Source organism: Kluyvera sp. NPDC087067 (assembly GCF_044745165.1).
In the GTDB taxonomy this organism is placed as follows: domain Bacteria; phylum Pseudomonadota; class Gammaproteobacteria; order Enterobacterales; family Enterobacteriaceae; genus Kluyvera.
This window is the reverse complement of sequence record NZ_JBIUZS010000001.1, coordinates 310044-327564: the sequence shown is the minus strand read 5'-3', so window position 1 is coordinate 327564 and position 17521 is coordinate 310044. Positions and strand designations below refer to the sequence as shown.

18 protein-coding genes are annotated in these 17521 nt (G+C 54.3%); 6 read left to right on the top strand and 12 right to left on the bottom strand.

Going from position 1 to position 17521, the window contains the following annotated elements:
• Nucleotides 1–347: 347 nt before the first annotated feature.
• A complete protein-coding gene (gene putA / locus ACIPDS_RS01415; protein WP_400732089.1) occupies nt 348–4310 on the top strand; it encodes a trifunctional transcriptional regulator/proline dehydrogenase/L-glutamate gamma-semialdehyde dehydrogenase in 3963 nt (1320 codons plus the stop codon).
• Between the two features lie 99 nt (nt 4311–4409).
• Here the strand turns inward: putA and ACIPDS_RS01410 are convergent, their stop codons facing one another.
• Nucleotides 4410–5750, bottom strand: coding sequence for an MATE family efflux transporter (locus ACIPDS_RS01410; RefSeq protein ID WP_400732088.1), 1341 nt, complete (start codon nt 5748–5750; stop codon nt 4410–4412).
• Nucleotides 5751–5945: 195 nt separating this feature from the next.
• On the opposite strand from ACIPDS_RS01410, the gene ACIPDS_RS01405 reads away from it, so the two are divergent.
• Nucleotides 5946–6341 carry a lysozyme inhibitor LprI family protein gene (locus ACIPDS_RS01405; RefSeq protein ID WP_166514286.1) on the top strand — a complete coding sequence of 132 codons (396 nt, stop codon included), beginning with the start codon at nt 5946–5948 and terminating at the stop codon, nt 6339–6341.
• On the opposite strand, the gene rutR is transcribed toward ACIPDS_RS01405, so the two are convergent.
• Together rutR and ACIPDS_RS01395 are read right to left on the bottom strand one after the other, a co-directional pair.
• Nucleotides 6338–6976, bottom strand: a complete 639-nt coding sequence (gene rutR / locus ACIPDS_RS01400; protein ID WP_166514287.1) for an HTH-type transcriptional regulator RutR — start codon at nt 6974–6976, stop codon at nt 6338–6340. The genes ACIPDS_RS01405 and rutR overlap by 4 nt on opposite strands.
• Before the next feature lie 110 nt (nt 6977–7086).
• A complete protein-coding gene (locus ACIPDS_RS01395; protein ID WP_166514288.1) occupies nt 7087–7266 on the bottom strand; it encodes a general stress protein in 180 nt (59 codons plus the stop codon).
• A 365-nt stretch (nt 7267–7631) separates the two neighbouring features.
• Here ACIPDS_RS01395 and wrbA point away from each other — a divergent pair, with 365 nt between their 5' ends.
• Nucleotides 7632–8237 (top strand): NAD(P)H:quinone oxidoreductase, encoded by a 606-nt coding sequence (gene wrbA / locus ACIPDS_RS01390; RefSeq protein WP_166514289.1) that lies wholly within the window; start codon nt 7632–7634, stop codon nt 8235–8237.
• A gap of 18 nt (nt 8238–8255) precedes the next feature.
• Nucleotides 8256–8483 carry a YccJ family protein gene (locus ACIPDS_RS01385; protein WP_166514290.1) on the top strand — a complete coding sequence of 76 codons (228 nt, stop codon included), beginning with the start codon at nt 8256–8258 and terminating at the stop codon, nt 8481–8483.
• Nucleotides 8484–8655: 172 nt separating this feature from the next.
• On the opposite strand, the gene ACIPDS_RS01380 is transcribed toward ACIPDS_RS01385, so the two are convergent.
• From ACIPDS_RS01380 to ACIPDS_RS01365, 4 genes are read right to left on the bottom strand one after another with little or no spacing between them, the layout of a single operon-like run.
• Nucleotides 8656–9342 (bottom strand): amino acid ABC transporter permease, encoded by a 687-nt coding sequence (locus tag ACIPDS_RS01380; RefSeq protein ID WP_400732086.1) that lies wholly within the window; start codon nt 9340–9342, stop codon nt 8656–8658.
• Nucleotides 9332–10114, bottom strand: a complete 783-nt coding sequence (locus ACIPDS_RS01375) for an amino acid ABC transporter permease (RefSeq protein WP_400732085.1) — start codon at nt 10112–10114, stop codon at nt 9332–9334. Before ACIPDS_RS01375 ends, ACIPDS_RS01380 begins: the two co-directional genes overlap by 11 nt.
• Complete coding sequence (locus ACIPDS_RS01370; RefSeq protein ID WP_400732083.1) at nt 10111–10932, bottom strand: amino acid ABC transporter ATP-binding protein; 822 nt, start codon at nt 10930–10932, stop codon at nt 10111–10113. The genes ACIPDS_RS01375 and ACIPDS_RS01370 overlap by 4 nt, the downstream gene beginning before the upstream one ends.
• Nucleotide 10933: 1 nt before the next feature.
• The gene (locus ACIPDS_RS01365) at nt 10934–11761 is read right to left on the bottom strand and encodes an ABC transporter substrate-binding protein (RefSeq protein ID WP_400732082.1); all 828 of its coding nucleotides are present in this window, start codon (nt 11759–11761) and stop codon (nt 10934–10936) included.
• 389 nt (nt 11762–12150) lie between these two features.
• On the opposite strand from ACIPDS_RS01365, the gene ACIPDS_RS01360 reads away from it, so the two are divergent.
• Complete coding sequence (locus ACIPDS_RS01360) at nt 12151–12558, top strand: Spy/CpxP family protein refolding chaperone (protein WP_400732080.1); 408 nt, start codon at nt 12151–12153, stop codon at nt 12556–12558.
• Nucleotides 12559–12623: 65 nt separating this feature from the next.
• Here the strand turns inward: ACIPDS_RS01360 and ACIPDS_RS01355 are convergent, their stop codons facing one another.
• From ACIPDS_RS01355 to ACIPDS_RS01335, 5 genes are all read right to left on the bottom strand, one after another.
• Entirely contained in the window at nt 12624–13073 is a 450-nt protein-coding gene (locus ACIPDS_RS01355) for a hypothetical protein (RefSeq protein WP_400732078.1), read from the bottom strand.
• Nucleotides 13074–13170: 97 nt separating this feature from the next.
• Nucleotides 13171–13695, bottom strand: coding sequence for a hypothetical protein (locus ACIPDS_RS01350; protein WP_400732076.1), 525 nt, complete (start codon nt 13693–13695; stop codon nt 13171–13173).
• 59 nt (nt 13696–13754) lie between these two features.
• Nucleotides 13755–15206 (bottom strand): alpha/beta hydrolase, encoded by a 1452-nt coding sequence (locus tag ACIPDS_RS01345; RefSeq protein WP_400732074.1) that lies wholly within the window; start codon nt 15204–15206, stop codon nt 13755–13757.
• Nucleotides 15207–15233: 27 nt separating this feature from the next.
• Nucleotides 15234–15575 (bottom strand): DUF1294 domain-containing protein, encoded by a 342-nt coding sequence (locus ACIPDS_RS01340; RefSeq protein WP_400732073.1) that lies wholly within the window; start codon nt 15573–15575, stop codon nt 15234–15236.
• 63 nt (nt 15576–15638) lie between these two features.
• Nucleotides 15639–16514: a LysR family transcriptional regulator gene (locus ACIPDS_RS01335; protein WP_400732071.1), complete on the bottom strand. Its 876-nt coding sequence runs from the start codon at nt 16512–16514 to the stop codon at nt 15639–15641.
• Nucleotides 16515–16632: 118 nt separating this feature from the next.
• Here ACIPDS_RS01335 and ACIPDS_RS01330 point away from each other — a divergent pair, with 118 nt between their 5' ends.
• On the top strand, nt 16633–17484 hold the full coding sequence (locus tag ACIPDS_RS01330) for a Vmh family MBL fold metallo-hydrolase (protein WP_400732069.1): 852 nt from the start codon (nt 16633–16635) through the stop codon (nt 17482–17484).
• The last annotated feature ends 37 nt before the right edge of the window (nt 17485–17521 follow it).

Genomic DNA, 17521 nt, shown 5'->3' with positions numbered 1-17521 from the left:
GGACAATGATTTGAGGCGACCGTATCCTGACGGAAGCTGAATTTTTTCACAAATGATTTAACACTGCATTCACATTAAATGCATCCCTGCTATCAGAGCATTTTTCTATAGGTTGCACTCTCTCACGCTTTTTCGGGTTGCACCATGAATAACTGTTAAGTGGCTCATGAAATAACGCTTTCTTACCGATTGCCAGGCAGGCTTATCATAAGTTTCACCATTAACATTTAATTCATTTTCAAGCCTGCAACGCACATCACATTTAACAAGGTTGCACAAAGTTGCAACATAGTGGATATTCCTGTCACGCACTTCATAATGAAAATCGAGCAACAGGAGTAGACAGCATGGGCACCACCACCATGGGGGTTAAGCTGGATGATGCAACGCGTGAGCGGATTAAGAGCGCGGCGACACGGATCGACCGCACCCCTCACTGGCTCATTAAGCAGGCAATTTTTAATTATCTGGAAAAGCTGGAAAATAACGAAACCTTACCGGAACTGCCTGCACTGCTGTCTGGTGCTGCCAATGAAAGCGACGAATCAACGTCGACGGTAGAAGAAAACCACCAGCCGTTCCTCGAATTTGCTGAACAGATCCTGCCGCAATCGGTCACTCGCGCCGCCATCACCGCCGCCTGGCGTCGCAGCGAAACCGATGCCGTCCCGATGCTTTTAGAACAGGCACGCCTGCCGCAAGCGGTGGCGGAAAAGTCGCATAAGCTCGCCTGGACGCTGGCCGAAAAACTGCGTAATCAAAAAACCGCCAGCGGTCGCGCTGGTATGGTGCAGAGCCTGTTGCAGGAGTTCTCCCTCTCCTCGCAAGAAGGGGTCGCGCTGATGTGTCTGGCGGAAGCGCTGCTGCGTATTCCCGATAAAGCCACCCGCGATGCGTTAATCCGCGACAAAATCAGCAACGGTAACTGGCAGTCGCACATTGGCCGCAGCCCGTCGCTGTTCGTCAACGCCGCCACCTGGGGCCTGCTGTTTACCGGTAAGCTGGTATCCACGCATAACGAAACCAGCCTGTCGCGTTCCCTGAACCGCATTATTGGTAAGAGCGGCGAACCGCTGGTGCGCAAAGGCGTCGACATGGCGATGCGCCTGATGGGCGAGCAGTTCGTCACCGGTGAAACCATCGCCGAAGCGCTGGCCAATGCCCGCAAACTGGAAGATAAAGGTTTCCGCTACTCCTACGATATGCTCGGCGAAGCCGCGCTGACCGCCGCCGATGCGCAGGCCTATATGGTTTCGTATCAGCAGGCGATTCACGCCATAGGTAAAGCGTCTAACGGTCGCGGGATCTATGAAGGACCGGGGATTTCCATCAAGCTCTCCGCCCTGCACCCGCGCTACAGCCGCGCCCAGTATGACCGGGTGATGGATGAGCTGTATCCGCGCCTGAAATCCTTAACGCTGCTGGCGCGTCAGTACGACATTGGCATTAATATCGACGCCGAAGAAGCCGACCGTCTGGAGATCTCTCTCGACCTGCTGGAAAAACTCTGTTTTGAGCCGGAACTGGCAGGCTGGAACGGCATTGGTTTCGTGATTCAGGCTTACATGAAGCGTTGTCCGTTCGTCATTGATTATCTGATTGACCTTGCTACCCGCAGCCGCCGTCGCCTGATGATCCGTCTGGTAAAAGGCGCCTACTGGGATAGCGAAATCAAACGTGCGCAGATGGACGGCCTTGAAGGCTACCCGGTTTATACCCGCAAGGTTTACACCGACGTCTCCTATCTGGCGTGCGCCAAAAAACTGCTGGCGGCGCCGAGCCAGATTTATCCGCAGTTCGCGACCCACAACGCCCACACGCTGGCGGCAATTTATCAACTGGCCGGGCAAAACTACTATCCGGGCCAGTACGAGTTCCAGTGCCTCCACGGCATGGGCGAGCCGCTGTATGAGCAGGTCGTCGGGAAAGTGGCTGACGGTAAGTTAAACCGCCCTTGTCGTATTTATGCGCCGGTCGGCACTCATGAAACCCTGCTGGCCTATCTGGTGCGACGTTTGTTGGAAAACGGGGCCAACACCTCGTTTGTCAACCGTATCGCCGACAGCAGTCTGCCGCTGGACGAACTGGTTGCCGACCCGGTGCAGGCGGTCGAGAAAATGGCGTTGCAGGAAGGTACTGCGGGTCTCCCGCATCCGAAAATTTCTCTGCCGCGCGAACTGTACGGTTCAGGGCGGGTGAACTCCGCCGGTCTGGATTTGGCGAACGAACATCGCCTGGCGTCACTCTCATCTTCCCTGCTCAATAGCGCATTGCAGAAATGGTCGGCCAAACCGATGCTCGAATCCGCGGTGACTGATGGCAATATGACGCCGGTCATCAACCCGGCGGAGCCGAAGGATATCGTCGGCTATGTGCGTGAAGCCACGGAGAGCGAAGTGGAGCACGCACTGGAAAGCGCGGTGAATAACGCGCCTATCTGGTTTGCCACGCCGCCTGAGGAACGCGCCGCCATTCTTGAGCGCGCGGCGGTGTTAATGGAAGATCAGATGCAGTTACTGATGGGGATCCTTGTGCGTGAAGCCGGGAAAACCTTCAGCAACGCTATCGCAGAAGTGCGTGAAGCCGTCGATTTCCTGCACTACTACGCCGGTCAGGTACGTGACGATTTTGATAATGAAACGCATCGCCCGTTAGGCCCGGTAGTGTGTATCAGCCCGTGGAACTTCCCGCTGGCGATCTTTATGGGCCAGATTGCCGCAGCACTCGCCGCTGGCAACAGCGTGCTGGCGAAACCGGCCGAACAGACGCCGCTTATCGCAGCCCAAGGTGTCGCCCTGCTGCTGGAAGCCGGCGTTCCGCCAGGCGTGGTGCAGCTTCTGCCGGGTCGCGGTGAAACCGTGGGCGCACAGCTTACCGGCGACGCCCGCGTGCGTGGCGTGATGTTTACCGGGTCGACCAGCGTCGCCACGCTGCTGCAGCGCAATATCGCCACGCGACTGGATGCACAAGGTCGTCCAACGCCGCTTATCGCTGAAACCGGCGGCATGAACGCGATGATTGTCGACTCTTCAGCGTTGACCGAGCAAGTGGTGGTGGACGTAGTCGCCTCGGCCTTTGATAGCGCCGGACAGCGCTGCTCGGCGCTACGTATTCTCTGTTTACAGGATGATATCGCCGATCACACCCTCACCATGCTGCGCGGCGCGATGGCCGAGTGCCGAATGGGCAATCCGGGCCGTCTGACCACCGATATTGGCCCGGTAATTGATGCGGAGGCCAAAGCCGGCATTGAGGATCATATCCAGACAATGCGCGCTAAAGGGCGCACCGTTTTCCAGGCCGCACGAGAAAACGCGCAGGACAGTCGGGAGTGGCAGAACGGCACCTTTATTCCGCCAACGCTTATCGAGCTGGAAAGTTTTGATGAGCTGACCAAAGAGGTCTTCGGCCCGGTGCTGCACGTGGTGCGCTACCACCGCAGCCAGCTTGATGCGCTGATCGGTCAGATTAATGCTTCCGGCTACGGTCTGACCCTTGGGGTGCATACCCGTATCGATGAAACCATCGCTCAGGTCACCGGTAGCGCTAAGGTCGGCAACCTGTATGTGAACCGCAATATGGTCGGTGCCGTGGTTGGCGTGCAGCCGTTCGGCGGCGAAGGGCTCTCAGGTACCGGGCCAAAAGCAGGCGGCCCGATGTATCTTTACCGTTTACTGGCAAGCCGCCCTGAAACGGCGCTGAAGGTGACGCTGGCGCGTCAGGATGCAGGTCAGGTGGTGGATACGCAGCTGAAAACGCTGCTGGAAAAACCGCTTAGCGAGCTGCAAACCTGGCTGACAAATCGTCCAGAACTGCTGGCGCTCAGCCAACAGTACAGCGAACTGGCGCAGGCCGGTACCCAACGGGTACTGCCGGGGCCAACCGGCGAGCGCAATACCTGGACGCTGGTGCCGCGCGAGCGCGTGCTGTGCCTTGCGGATAACGAAAACGATCTGCTGATACAGCTGGCGGCGGTTCTGGCGGTCGGCAGCGAAGTGCTATGGGCCGACGCGCCGTTACAACGGGAGCTGGCAAAATCGCTGCCGAAAGCGGTCACCGAACGCCTGCACTTTGCGAAGCCAGAAACGTTGATGACCAAATTCTTCGATGCGGTTATCTACCATGGTGATTCCGACCAGCTGCGCGAGCTGTGCGAGCAGGTGGCGGCGCGTGATGGGGCAATAGTATCGGTACAGGGCTTTGCGCGCGGGGAAACCAATCTGCTGCTTGAGCGTTTGTACCATGAGCGTTCACTCAGCGTGAACACCGCGGCGGCGGGCGGCAACGCCAGTTTGATGACCATCGGTTAACCGTTCAATCCCGGCCCCGGCGGCGCTGCGCTTGGCCGGGCTACAAATATGCATGAATGTAGCCCGGGCGAGCGCAAGCGACCCCGGGAACCCACCGCACTAAAACATCGATTTGGTCGTCCACACCCGGCTGCGCCAGCGGCGGAACATCAACACCGCACGTAATCCCTCATCAATAATGTACGCCAGCCAGACCCCGACCAGCCCCAGACCGGCGGACACGCCGAGCAGATACGAGAAGGGCAAGCTAACAATCCACATCACGATAACTCCGCAAATAAACGGAAAACGTACGTCGCCGGTGGCGTTCAAACTGCTGATAACGATTATGTTGGTCGCACGCCCCAGCTCCAGCAAAATGGAGAATAAAAACAGCCGTTTGGTCAGGGCGATAATCTCCTGATTACCGGTAAAAAGCTGCATGATCGGCACGGCAAACAGATAAATCAGCACGCTTATCGATAACGCCACCAGCATCCCCAGCCGCCAGCTTTTCACCCCTTGCCGGTACGCCGCGTCAATTTCCCTCGCCCCTACCGCCCGGCCGATAATAATCTGCGATGCCTGACCAATCGACATGGCGAACAGCGCAACAAACTGGCTAATGGTTGACGCGTAAACTTTGGTGGTCAGCGCCTCGGTGCCGAGAAAGGCGATAATGGCCGTCACCACCAGTTGCGACCCCGCATAAGAGAGGTTTTCGCCAGCCGAAGGCAGGCCATAGCGTAAAATTGCCCCCAGCATTTTGCGTGAGCATTGCTGCAATTTTTGCCAGCGGAAAACGTAGCCGATGTATTTTTTCAGCATCCACGCCGACATCAACATCCCAATCACGTTAGCAATCCCCACCGCAATGCCGACGCCGGTCACGCCAAGGCCAAGAAAGCTCAGTTTGCCATACAAAAACAGATAGTTGAGCACCACATTGACGACGCTGACGGTAATCGGCACCAGCATGGCCTGGCGCACGTAGCCGTGGGTACGGAGAATCGGCAGGATTGAAGAGTAAAGCGCAATCACCACCGAGATGCCGCCGATGATGCGAATAAACGGTGAACCCACCGCCACCAGTTCATGACTAAGCCCCAGCATGCGCAGGAAGCTGTCACCAAAAACCACAAATATCAGGCTCATGATGACGCCAATGAGGAAGGCTACCACCAGCCCATTGGTGATCACCCGCTCAACGCGCTTAAAGCGTTTAGCGCCAATAAGCTGCGACACGACAATCTGCACGCCGACGGTGAGGAAACCATAAAAGATCACCGAGATTGCCAGAATTTGATTCGCTACGCCGGTGGCAGCGACCGCTTCATCCGAATAGTGGCCCAACATAAAGACGCTGACATAGCCCAACATCAGCCGTAGCAGCTGTTCGACAAAAATGGGCCACGCCAGAGTATAAAGCCCTAACCGTCCCTGAGTTTCCACACCCGACATTGCTGATAATCTCCCTCTGCCCCACCGCACGCATCCTGCGTGGGATCATCAACCTTGTACGCCGTAGCGTCTACGCGAACCTTGCGCCATCGTTCAAATTTAAGAAAAACGCACGCTGGTTGGACAAGATTCGCGGTAAAATCGTGTTATATCCTGAACGCATTGGGTTTAACTGAACATCCGGGGAGTCAATCAATGAAACGTGTTTTACCGGCGCTTGCCCTGCTGCTGGCAAGCGGCTATACGCTTGCGGACGACTGTAGCAACGCCAGCACGCAGGCTGACATCAATGCTTGTACCGCAAACGAATATCAGGCGGCGGATAAGAAGCTCAATCAGACCTGGCAGGACGTTATGAAACGGGCAGCGCCCGCACAGCGTGATTTACTCAAGAAAGCGCAAAGCGCGTGGATTGCCCTGCGCGACGCTGACTGTGCGGTTATCAGCTCCGCCACTGAAGGCGGCAGTATTCAGCCGATGATTCACAGCCAGTGTCTGACCGATAAAACCGTCGACCGGGAAGCGTATCTTGCTTCCCTGATGCAGTGTGAAGAAGGCGATCTGAGCTGCCCGCTGCCGCCGGCTAACTAACGGACGCGAATCCCGTCGATGATGATCTGCTGAACATTTTCAACGGTTTGCTGAAAGAAGGTTTCATCACGCAGCGTTTTACCAGTCACCGCCTCGACCTGGGTAGCGAAATCGGCGTAATGCTGCGTGGTGGCCCAAATCATAAAAATCAAATGGTGCGGGTCTATAGGCGCGAGCTTGCCGCTATCAACCCAGGCCGCAATAATCGCAGACTTATCCGCCACCAGCGTTTTCAAATCCCCCGTCAGTTCATTCATCACCAACGGCGCTCCTTGTAGCATTTCCAGACAGAACAATTTTGAAGCCTGCGGATAGTCGCGCGACACTTCAAGTTTCAGCCGGATATACTCTTTGATGGCCACCAAAGGCGCCAGATCTTCACGAAATGCCCTCAGCGGCGCTAGCCAGATATCGAGGATTTGCTGCATCACGGCAACATACAGCGCTTCTTTGGAGGGAAAATAATAGAGCAGATTGGTTTTAGAGACCCCGGCCAGTTCGGCAACCTGCTCGAGGCGTGTACCGTGGATCCCATACTGCGAAAAGGTATTCAGCGCGGCGCTGAGAATGGCCTGTTTTTTGGCGCTGACCGCCTGCGAACGTTTGCCACTCTTTTTTACTGCATCCTGAGCCATCCGCCCTCTCCTTGTTATTTACAGCATCAATACCTATTTTGCGGGTTGGCGACAAAAAAAGAAACCGCCGGGTCAACCGGCGGTCTGATGAGGGACAGATAAATTACGCATTACTTGCTTTCGCGATGCGTACCATGGCTGTTTTTGCCACCTTTTTTACCCGCCTCCGAGGCGCGTTGGGGATCGTTTTTAAAGTTCCCGCCGCTATGCTGGCCTCCTTTACGACCTGCTTCTGATGCTCTATCACGGTCTTCAGCAAAGTTGCCTGAACCGCCACGATGGTTTGCCATTACTGACCTCCAGTTGTGAGAACGCATAATGCATGTTGTCGATGAAAAGGACCCGTACCGTTGCACGAGTCACTTAAAGCATAGCTGTCCGAGCGGCGGTCTTAAGGCTTCGTTCATATTTTGTTATATCTCACGCCCGTTATTTCTGGCGGCGGCCAAGGGAGCGGCATAATGCCCTCTTATCGCTCAGGAAATCATACATAGCAAAAATGTGTCATTGTGCGTCAAGGGCGGACACCGGTGGCAGCCTGACGTGCCACCTGCTTCTGGTTAAATTACGGGTTCGATACCGCACTCTTTTCAATAAGGTCTATGCTTAACAAGACTTGTTGTATCACCAACCAATTTGACACAGGAGAGTTAAGATGAGTGGAAACGCAAGTATTCTGGTGCTCTATTATTCTATGTACGGACACATAGAGACGATGGCGAAGGCCGTTGCCGAAGGCGCAAATAAGGTGGATGGCGTCGATGTCGTCATCAAGCGTGTACCAGAAACCATGCAGGCTGAAGCGTTCGCGAAAGCGGGCGGTAAAGCGCAAGCTGTCCCTGTCGCCACCCCACAAGAACTGGCGGATTACGACGCAATCATCTTTGGTACGCCAACCCGATTCGGCAATATGGCCGGACAAATGCGCACCTTCCTAGATCAGACCGGCGGCCTTTGGGCATCCGGCGCGCTGTACGGCAAACTGGCCAGCGTCTTTAGCTCAACGGGCACCGGCGGCGGGCAGGAACAAACGATTACTTCCACCTGGACGACGCTTGCCCATCACGGTATGGTGATTGTACCGATTGGCTACGCCGCTCAGGAATTGTTTGATATTTCAGAAGTTCGCGGCGGAACCCCCTACGGTGCGACCACGATTGCCGGCCCGGACGGTTCACGTCAACCGAGCCCTGAGGAGCTGTCTATTGCTCGCTATCAGGGTGAGTACGTGGCAGGACTGGCGGTTAAATTAAAAGGCTAATTATTGAGGGAGTCAGATATGCCCACACAAGCAGACAAAGCACATCACGTTGGTGAATGGGCGAGCTTACGTAATACCTCGCCTGAGATAGCCGAAGCGATTTTTGAACTGGCGAAGTACGATGAGAAAGTCGCGGAACAAATCTGGGAAGAAGGTAACGATGCCGTTCTTGAGCTGGCCTTTAGTAAAACAGATAAAGACTCGCTGTTTTGGGGTGAGCAAACCATTGAACGCAAAAACGTCTGATTAACGTTGGGTTCCCCCGGCGTCGCTGCGCTCGGACGGGCTACCGATGGGTGTAGGCCGGATAAGGCGTAGCCGCCATCCGGCAATCTGCACCGTTGTGCCTGATGGCGCTACGCTTATCAGGCCTACATGATATGTTGTAGCCCGGCCGAGCAAAGCGACGCCGGGAAATTCACGACACCACCACCCGCCTTTGCCAGCGCTTCGCCACGCTTTCCAGCCCAAAGCACAGTACGTAATAAACCACGCCAATAAACACGAAAATCGCCGTCGGGTAAATCTGCACGCGGTTATTCACCTGCCCTGCCACCGTGGTCAGTTCCGGCACGTTAACGATAAACGCCAGCGATGTATCTTTGAGTAGACCGATGAAAATGCCCACCAGCGACGGCAGCACGTTGCGCAGAGTCTGCGGCAGCAAAATCAAGCGTAAACTTTGCCCGGCACTCAGGCCTTGCGTCAGCGCCGCCTCATACTGCCCGACGGGCAGCGCCTGAAGGCCAGCCAGCACCGAGTGCATCACCATTGCAGCGGTAAACCAGGCCAGCGCCAGCGTAACCGTCACCGCGCCCGGCAGATCGCTACCGGTCAGCATCGGCAGCAAATACCAGAGCCAGAAGATGACAAAAATCAGCGGGATCCCGCGGATGATTTCGGCCCACAAATACAGTAGCCGCCGCACCGTACCGGGAAAGCGCCAGGCCACACAGGCAAGCAGAATCCCGCCAGGTAAGGCCAGAACTCCCGCGCCCACCGCCATCATCAGCGTGAGCGCTACCCCGCCCGGTTCACCGGCCGCCAGCCGTCCCCACAGCAAATAATCCAGGTTATCGTAAATTACCGCCAGATTAGCGTTCATAGCCAACCCCATCCTGTACGTTTGTGACCTGACGTTTGCGCGCAGATTGCCCTACCGGTTTTGGCCCCAGCCGGGTCAACAGTAACCCCAGCACTACGCCGGTGAACAGATACAGCACCGTGCCCACGGCAAACGCCTCCAGCGCATGCGCGTTATAGCTTTCAATTTGCCTTACCTGATAGGTCAATTCGGCAAAGCCAATGCCGCTTGCCAGCGAGGAGAGCTTCATCAAATTAAGATACTGCCCAACCACCGGCTGCCAGGCGTTCGCCAGCCCCTGGGGCAATAAAACATGACGCAGCAGACCGGCGGTGGAAAATCCCTGCGCTAATGCGGCTTCACGCTGTCCGTCGGGAACACTTCTGAGCCCGGATGCGACCTCTTCAATCAAAAATGCCGAGGTAAATACGCCCAATCCCCAGGCAGAGCAGATAAATTCCGGCGTGAGCCACCAGACGTTTCCCGGCAGAATCGACCAGTCGTGGGGATCGTTGATGAAATTGCGCAGCCCTGACGGCAGAAAATTCCACGCGGCGAAGTACCAGAACAGTAGCTGTACCAGTAACGGCGTATTGCGGAAAATGGATACCCAACAGGCGGTTACCGCCTTTCCCGCTCGTCCACCGGCAAGGCGTAGCAGCAAAAATAGCGCCGCCAGCACCGTGGCCAGCACCATCCCTGCCAGCGTAACCCAAAGCGTCGTGAGAAATCCCGAGATGACCCATTGCAGGGGCTGTCCGCTGAGAACCCCCTGCCAATCAAAATGAATCATGGCGTTGCCCGCTCCTGATGCAAAGGGTCGAGGACTTTTTGCAAGAAACGCACGGCGCGTGGATGACGAGGACGAACAAAAAATTCCTCCGGCGCCGCCACTTCCAGCACATCCCCACCGTCGATAAACACCACCCGGTCTGCGATTTCACGCGCGAACTGCATCTCGTGGGTGACCACAATCATGGTGATCCCACTGTGCGCCAGCGACTGCATGACCTGCAAAACTTCGCCTATCATCTCGGGATCCAGCGCTGAGGTCGGTTCATCAAAAAGAATGATTTGCGGCGAAGAAGCCAGCGCCCGCGCAATCGCCACGCGCTGTTGCTGTCCACCGGAGAGTTGGGAAGGCATCGCATCCGCTTTCTCCGCAAGCCCCACGCGAGCCAGTAGCTCAAGCGCTCGCTTATGCGCGTCGCGCCGCTTCCAGCCATGAACTGACTCCAGCGCCAGCATGATATTCTGCGCCGCCGACAAATGGGCATAGAGGTTGAACTGCTGGAAAACAAAACCAATCCGGCTGCGCAGCTGGCGTAACGCTTTGCCGCCGAGCTGCCTTGTCGGTTTGCCATCCACCAGAATCTCACCGCCGCTGAGGGTTTCAAGTTGGTTTATCAAGCGAATAAGCGTCGATTTACCGGAACCAGAAGGCCCCAAGATCGCCACCACTTCGCCGGGATTTATCGTCAAATCGATGCCGTTTAGCACACGATGACTGCCATATTCTTTCACACTCTGACGGAATTCCACGCTGGCATTCTGCAGATGTGAAAAATCCGCGGCCTGTGCCGCGGAGTGTGAGCGTAAAGCCGACAACATATTATTTTGCTTCTATGGTAAAGGAACGAGGCTGTGGGGCTTTGGTGGATGGGCCAAACCAGACGTCATAAATTTTCGCCGCATCACCGGATTTCTCCAGCGCCACCAGTTCATCATTCACCGCTTTCAGCAGCGCAGGTTCGCCTTTTTTGACGCCCACGCCGATCTCTTCTTTACTCAGCAATTCAGGCAGGATTTTAAATTTCGCTTTGTCCGGCGCTTCGCCCAGCAGGCCCGCCAGAATTGTGCTGTCCTGAGTGATCGCCTGCACATTGCCATTACGCAGCGCGGTTAACGCCAGCGGAATATCGTCATAGGAGAGCACGCGAGACTGCGGGAAACGCTGATGCAGCGTCTGTTCGCCGGTGGTGCCTTTTACTGCGCCAATGCGGGCTTTGCTGTAATCATCAAGCTTATCGCCGCTGTCTACCGGCACCAGGAACTGTTGTCCGGTGACAAAATACGGCGTTGAAAAATCAATGACCTGCGCACGTTCCGGGGTGATGGTGATGTCCGCGACAATCAAATCCGCCTTACCGGACTGCAATAACGGGATGCGGTTTGCCGGGTTAGTCGCCACCAGCTCCAGCTTCACGCCTAAGGATTTCGCCAGCGCTTTGGCAAAATCAACGTCGTAACCCACTAATTCATGGGTTTTAGCATCCACGGAACCAAACGGAGGGTTAGCGTCAAAGGTGGCGACCTTTACCACGCCTTTGGCTTTGATATCGGCCAGTTGGTCAGCCTGCGCTGAGAATGTGATCAGCCCTGTTGCCGTCAGGCCCAGGATCAGCGCTATTTTTGTGAACGTGCGGTGTGTCTTTGCCATAAGTTTTCTCGATACCCTGTTTTTGTTGTGTCCTTTTACGCTCCCACACCCTTATCAGCGGTACAAATAACAATTCGTTATTCCTTATGCTAAAAAAGGTTATAGGCAAAGCGGTTGTTATTTAAAGGTAAAATAGAATCGAGCCTGGTCGTTGATATGCCAAAATCAGTATTGCTATGGCAAATTTTGCATTTCCACTGAGAGTAACAGGATGTTCAAATAGGGAGGCGAAAGCAGTAAATAACTATGATTTCATAAGGTGATTGTTTCTTATCGTTACCCCCTGACACAACAATCCGCAAGCGTTCTTCACCACAGGCAACCTATTATGATTCTGACAATAAACCTAGGGTTTTCCCTGTAATTTGACTGCTTTATGGATGACTATAATGATTAAATTTACCCGCACCGCATTACTTATCGCCACATTGGCTGGCACCACGTTTGCCGCCGAGGCTGCCACAACCACCACCCCAGCCCCTGCGCAAGATCCCATTGTTCAGCACCTGAAACTCAGCGATGCCCAGGTATCAAAAATCAAAACCCTGCATCAGCAGCTGGAGAAAAACGTTGAAAGCATCTCAATGAAAGAGGTGAAAGACGGGATGATTATCGACATGATCCAGTCTGGAAAATGGGATGAAGCTGGCGTGCAGAAACAACTTGCCGCCTTCAGCAAGGTTGACCAGCAGGTGCGTTATTACAAAGTGAAGTACTACTTTGACCTGAGCCAGGTTCTGACCGCGGAGCAGCGCCAGCAGGTGCAGAAAGATTTAGCGCAGGCGGCTTCAGAGTAAGAATTTGTGTGGCGCGGTGGAGCGTTCCACCGCGTGTAAGTCATTGCAGGCGTCAGGTTTGCCGTCTACTGCTCACAGCCTTGGTTTTTGGAAAAATATTTTGGCCCCGGATTCATCGCCTTAAAACTGCCTTTTTCAAATATTTTATTATTTTCAATGGCGGCATCATCGAAAAACTGATCGGGATCGAAGCGAAATTTCATGTAGCTTACGCTTATTTTGCCATCGTCGGCGTATTGAACGATGTCTATCTCTTCCAGATTATCGCGGCTACGGAAGATAGTATTTGTCAGCGTTGGAATAGACGCGGCATTTGGGTTGTAGAGCGGATAAAGCACGCCCCCCATCATTAAACCTTTATCCGTAATTCGCATTGGGGTTGGAGAAACGTCCTTGCAAATAAACGGCTTAGATAAGTCTATCGGGCTACTAAAAAGACCAGCATGAGCAGAAACATTTGCCCCGAGTAACAAACCACCAATAATAAAAAGGCCCGTAGATTTTATTTTTTTCATTTAAATAAACTCATTAAAAAACCATTGAATATACTAAATCTTTTGCCCCAAAAATCAACACAGGATCTCTTATAAACATAACGGATTACGCTATCTATTATGTTAATTTATAGGGATACAGGTGAACGAGATTACCCGCGAGAGGGAAACATCCAATGCTCTCGGTTCTCTTTTGTAATTCCTCCAGAGGTAGCCCGGATATTGGCTCACGCCCTCCCCAGACCAGCAGGCCGTTTTTGCTGTAGTCCTCCATCACCTCAAGCGTTTTGCCATTATTTAACGCAATGACGAGCTTTTTATCTTTGACGGGCTGGGGGTGGTCCTCATCTTCAGCGATAAAAAAGCGTATCCCACCTGAGTCGGCATTTTGTTTATCGCGTGGCGTAATAATCACGCCGTTGGCCGCTACCGGAATAATTGTGAGCTGTGCGGATTGAGGTTCTGCCAATGCTGGCGAAGGCGCTCTGCCGCCCCAGACATGCAGCCCATCAGGAATACCGGGCGGCAGCGGATTAGGGCTCGCCGTCAGTTCGAGGGTTTTGCCGCTCTCGAACAAAACGATAATGCGCTCGCCTTTTTGCCATTGAATCTCGTCGTTCTGGCCCACGCTATAAATTTGCATACTCTGTCTCCCGAAATCGTCGTTACGCCACCGCCTGGATGACACAAGCCCGCAGGCCGTTACTCAGAACTGATTTTCTGGTCAATGCGTTGAATCATGTACGGATAGAACGGGTTCCACGTCACGCGCATTAATGTATCCAGATTAACCGTCAATACTCCCCGCTCGCCGCGAGCGGAAAAGGTGCCCAGACCGATACCATACTGATTGCGGGGCTCAGGATAACGTCCGTATAACGGATCGTTTACTGGAAAAGGCAGCGCAATATGGGAAAGGGAAAAGAGATCGGCTGGATAATCAATTCCTAATGGCTCGACGCTCTCCCGGGTTTCATGTGCAGCAACGGTGCTGGCTTGCGTTTTGGTGGTGTCTGATGTGATGTTCGAGACGATAGTCACGCTGTAATTACGCGGCGCTGGCGGCACCATTTTCGGCAACGCGCTGGCGGCCGACGCCCGGATTAACGGGGTCACAGTCGCCGCCTGGTTCAGGTCAAAGAGCACCACCTCACTGCCGTTTGCCGGCAGTTTATCGTACAACGCGTCAATCACCGCGCGACTGCTGACCGTAGAGTCCACTACCGACTGGAAGGTCAATATCGGCGGTAGCGCGCCCAACTTATGGTTTTGAGAATCTGCCTGGATCTGCTTTTGTAATGCCTGCGTCAGTGCATAAGATTGACGGGCGGCATTGACCGGGAACGAGTTGTATTTAAAAGGATTAAATTCGGGAATAATATCGAGCCATGCGGCTTTCGCAAAAGCGGGAAATATCGCAGGCCAGCCGGCAATACCCGTAAATCGCGCATAGGAGGTGATGCCTATCATGGGCGAAATAAGAATAAGGCGCTGCGGTTTATCCAGCGCAGGATTATCCAGGGCATCTAACGCGTATTTTAGTGCCAGCGCGCCACCGTTGGAAAATCCAACAATATGCAACGGCAAATTCTTTTGCGTAAGCCCCCTGGCTTCTCTGACCGCCAGACGCGTCGCCGCCAGCCAGTCCTGCCATTCCACTTCCGTAAGCGCACCGGGAACCGTGCCATGCGCCGGTAAACGAATGCCGACCGCAACATAACCCTGTTGTTGATAATTCAAGGCAATAGTGCGCAGGCTATATGGCCCGTCGGTGAGGCCGTGCAGTAGTACCACGGCGCCTTTGGGTTGCCCCTGCGGTTTTAGAATAAACGAGCGATTCCAGTTCAGAGAAAAATGGTCGGGATAGACGGGGCTTTCGGCATAATAACGATTAAGCGCGATGCGTTGGCTGGGTTCTAATTTATCGGTGACATTAAGACGAACGGCTTCGAAAATACGATTTTCCGTGTTGATGTAGTCATTCCAGTCGGCATTATCAATTTCATGCGCCGACATTTCCTGCGGGACAAAAGTATGCCAGCGCTCAAGGTCAGGCTTGCGTTGGATATCATATATCCGTGTCACCACCACACCCAGCAAGATGAAAATCGCGAAGTAACAACACCGTTTGGCCCATTTTTTTAACATTCGCATTTTGTCGCCCTTTGCGTTTTTACCATGCTAGCGCGTTGGCGTGGTCACGTAATACAGTCCCGCCAGCACTATCACATTCACGATCACGCTTACGAAAAAGAAGGTTTTAAACGGCTGCTTTTGCGTTTTATGGCGAAAGAGCTGCTGGCCGACGATGGCGCCAGGCCAGCCTCCCACAACCCCTAATACCAGCAGCGTCGATTCAGGCACCCGACGCCAGGCCTTGCGCGCCGCGGTTTTATCAACACCGTAAATAACAAACGTCAGTAGACTGGCGAGCAGGAACCACACGGCGGCGGGATGTAACGTTAACAGGCTGCCCACCGCGGCAAGTGCCAGAAGTAAATAACAAAAACGATTAAGATTCATACCCATAGCCACAGTTATTGTCCGCATGTACCCACGGAGATTATACCCGGAAAAAGGCGGCCGTTACGCCAGATGTTCTTTGATAGCATCCAGAAATAGCCCGAGCGCCGCATGTTGGTGATCGCGTGACTGATAAAGCCCGTAAATACCTAACGGCTGTGGTTCCAGCTGTGGCAGCACCCTCACCAACCGACCGCTGGCTAATCCGGCCCGCGCCTCAATTTCAGGCACCATCGCCACGCCAACATCCGCTTGCGCCATCTCACATAACAGCGACGATATTCCGGCACTAAAATTGCCGTGCACCGCCACCGATATCACCCCGTTATCTTTCTCGCGAAAAGACCACGACTGCCCGGAGAAGCGGCTGTAGTGCAAACAATTATGTTGCGCGAGGTCTTCAACGCTCGCCGGTACGCCCGCACGCGCAAGATAGTCCGGCGACGCGCACACTACCGACTGGCAGTCCCCAAGATAACGCGCAATAGCCCCGGGTTCCGGTTCGTTGGTTATCCGAATCGCGAGGTCGATTCGCTCACCGACCAGGCTTACCGGATGGTTGTTAATATCCACCTCAATACGTAACGCCGGATACTGGGCCAAAAAAGCCGGGATAACCGGCCCCAACAGGTGCGAGGCCGTAAAGTGCGCGCTGGCAATGCGTAAGGTGCCAGACGGGGTGACGCGGGTCGTATCCCCTTCAATACCCTGGGATAACAGGGCCAGCTGTCGGGTCTTTTCCAGCGTTTTTTCACCTGCGGGCGTGATGGTTAACCGCCGGGTTGAGCGGTGAATCAAGCGTGCTCCGGCCCACTTTTCCATCTCATCAAGATAACGACTCACCATCGGGCGGGAGATTCCAAGCGACCGCGCAGCCGCACTGAGGCTACCGAGCTCGCAGATGCGATTGTAGGTGATTGCCGCCATGATCCTGTCCATCACATCCCCATTTGATCGTTTTATGAAACTCAGCATGTATTGTTTCAGGAATTCTAGCAGAAGCCAGAATCGGTAGAATGCAAAAGACACGATAAACACTCATTCTCCAGGACGTCCCATGAATCTCAAATCTCTCACGCTGGTTTTATCCCTTGCCGCCGCCCCGGCCTTTGCCGCCCCACTCCACCTTGAGGTTTACAATCCTCAGGATAAAGGTATTTTCCCGGTCTCTTCCACGCTGGTATCCGGGCCTAAAGAAGCGGTCTTGTTTGATGCCCAGTTCAGCGTCAACGATGGCGAGAAACTGGTGCAGATGATTAAGGCCAGTGGTAAAACGCTTAAAGAGATTGTCATCACCTCCGGCGATCCTGATTTCTATTTCGGTCTTGAGCCGTTGGTGAAAGCCTTCCCACAGGCCAAAGTTGTGGCCTCGCAAGCGGTGGTTTCGCATATCCTGGCGACGAAAGACGCTAAGCTAGCCTTCTGGGGGCCACAGATGAAAGACGGCACACCGACAAAAATCATCGTGCCGCAGGTGGCAACGACCACCCGTTTTACCGTTGATGGTGAACCACTGGAGCTTAAACACGCCGGTGATTATGCGGCCTACGTGTGGATCCCCGCGAACAAAGCGATTCTGGGCGGCACCGGTATTGCTTCCGGTATTCACGTCTGGACGGCAGATACGCAAACCCCAGAGATTCGTCAGGGTTGGATAAAGGTGCTTGGCGAAATGCAGGCGCTGAAACCGCAGCAGGTTATTCCGGGCCACTATCTTGGGGAGCGTCCGGCCAATGACGCGGCAATCGCCTTTACCCGCAGCTATCTGCAAACCTTTGAACAGGCGCTGAAAGACCAGAAAGGATCGGCTGCGGTTATCAAAACAATGAAGGCCGCCTACCCTGACCTGGCAGAGGATAGCTCTCTGGAACTGAGCGCAAAGGTCAATACCGGTGAGATGAAGTGGTAGCGCTACGGCGCAACGTTGCGTAATAAATAAGGGCCAC